General features: G+C 36.1%; 1 protein-coding gene and 2 pseudogenes. All 3 read left to right on the top strand.

The genetic code is table 11. The features are described 5' to 3' along the window. The first annotated feature begins 191 nt into the window (after positions 1-191). Complete coding sequence (locus tag GW12_RS04750; RefSeq protein ID WP_034584187.1) at positions 192-800, top strand: TetR/AcrR family transcriptional regulator; 609 nt, start codon at positions 192-194, stop codon at positions 798-800. A 121-nt stretch (positions 801-921) separates the two neighbouring features. Further along, a pseudogene (locus tag GW12_RS15590) lies at positions 922-1071 on the top strand (IS3 family transposase); the annotation flags it as partial. A gap of 54 nt (positions 1072-1125) precedes the next feature. Then, positions 1126-1856: pseudogene (locus GW12_RS04740) on the top strand (IS5 family transposase); the annotation flags it as partial. Positions 1857-1874: the final 18 nt, after the last annotated feature.

Genomic DNA, 1874 nt, shown 5'->3' with positions numbered 1-1874 from the left:
ATAAAAAATGTGGTTATTCGCTGATTCAATTTGAAAAGCTTATTTAAAGTTGAGATTGGCGTTTTATAAAGTATTTTAATACTTTTTTGAATCCGTCAATGCGTAAGTCCTATATACAATAGTAGGATAGGAAATTCCATTTAAATCAGTTAGATTGATGATGCAGTTTTGATGTTTATGGAACAAAAATTATGAGTTCAATACGCCAACAAAATTTTCTATTACGTAAAGAGAAAATTTTAGCGATGGCTGAAATTCTATTGTTAGAAAACAACCAAGACATCACCTTAGGTGAACTTGCATTAGAATTAGATATTGCGAAAGGGACTATTTATAAACATTTCAAAAGTAAAAATCAGCTGTATTTAGAACTCATTATTTTAAATGAACAGCGCTTATTAGAGATTTCAAAGAAATATAACCATGACATGAAAACTTATGTTTCTCAATATATGCTCTATAATATGCTCAACTCAAACAGAACCATTTTACTGCATGTCATTGAAGAAAAGTTAACCGACAATGAACGCAAATTAAAAGACTTGTTTGAAGTACTCTATCAGGTGAGAGAAGAACGAATCATTAAAATTAAAGACATGACCAGTGCTTATTTACAGGCTTTAGAAAGCGCAATGTCAATTCGTGATTATTTGTCTTATATTTGGACCGTCACTTACGGTGCTTCATTATTATTGAATTCAAGCCATTATCAAAAAGCCATAGGCTCACGTGAAAGATTAATAAAACTATACATTAACCAAGCACTCATGACTCCAGATAAAATTACCTCTGTTGAATAATGCATTCAGAAATATCTTCATTCCCTAGACTTCAATCAATATATATTCTAAAAAAACATCACTTCAATAAGTGAACCGTACCGGGTTTGTCGGAGACCAACTTTCTTGAGAGAATGTCCCGATGAAAAAAGTAAAATATACCCCTGAAATCAGAGAAAGAGCGGTTCAACTTGTTCTTGAATCCGAAAAAGATTATCCATCAAATTGGGCTGCAATCACTGCTATTGCGCCGAAGATCGGTTGTACTGCTGAGACATTGCGAGTTTGGTATGGCTTTGTTGCACAAACCTAGCCTTAGACGCTTATTTAGTAATATCATTTCAAAATGAATAAGCCTGCTCCAAAAATCTATCGTACAACCAATTGGTCCTCATATAACCGTGCTCTAATAAATCGTGGAAATATTTCCATTTGGTTTGATCCATCTACTCAACGGTATGCTCAACAACAGGGTAAACACGGAAGAAATCAAACCTACTCCGACGCAGCTATCCAATGCTGCTTAATGATTAAATCTCTATTCCGTTTGTCTTTACGTATGGTCACTGGCTTTGTGCAAAGTCTGATTAAACTGTGTGGATTAAATTGGACAGCACCGGATTATTCAACTATATGCAGAAGGCAAAAGTATATTGATATTGCGATTAGCTATCAAAAAAGTAGCAAAGTAGCGATGGTCTCCATCTACTCGTGGACTCTACTGGTTTGAAGTTTCTAGGTGAAGGTGAATGGAAGTGTAAGAAACCTGGGGCTGAATATCGTCGCCAATGGCGTAAGCTTCATATTGCTATAGATGCTAAAATCCTGCAAGTACGTGCTGTACAGCTCACTACAAATAATGTCAGCGACTCACAAGTACTCGAAGATTTACTTACTCAAATTCCTTTAGGTGAACGAATTGATTCGGTCTATACCGATGGCGCGTATGACACAAAGCTTTGCCGACAAGTCATTTCAGATCGAGATGCACATGCGGTGATTCCTCCTAGAAAAAATGCGAAGCCATGGAAAGATAAAAAGACCAGCTCGCTAGAGCGAAATGAATTACTTCGTACGTAAGCGTCCGCTGAATCC

Origin of the sequence: Acinetobacter sp. HR7 (genome assembly GCF_000773685.1) — a bacterium.
Taxonomy (GTDB): Bacteria; Pseudomonadota; Gammaproteobacteria; order Pseudomonadales; family Moraxellaceae; genus Acinetobacter; species Acinetobacter thermotolerans.
Note: the sequence above shows the minus strand (reverse complement) of the source record. Positions and strands in the feature narration are given on the sequence as shown.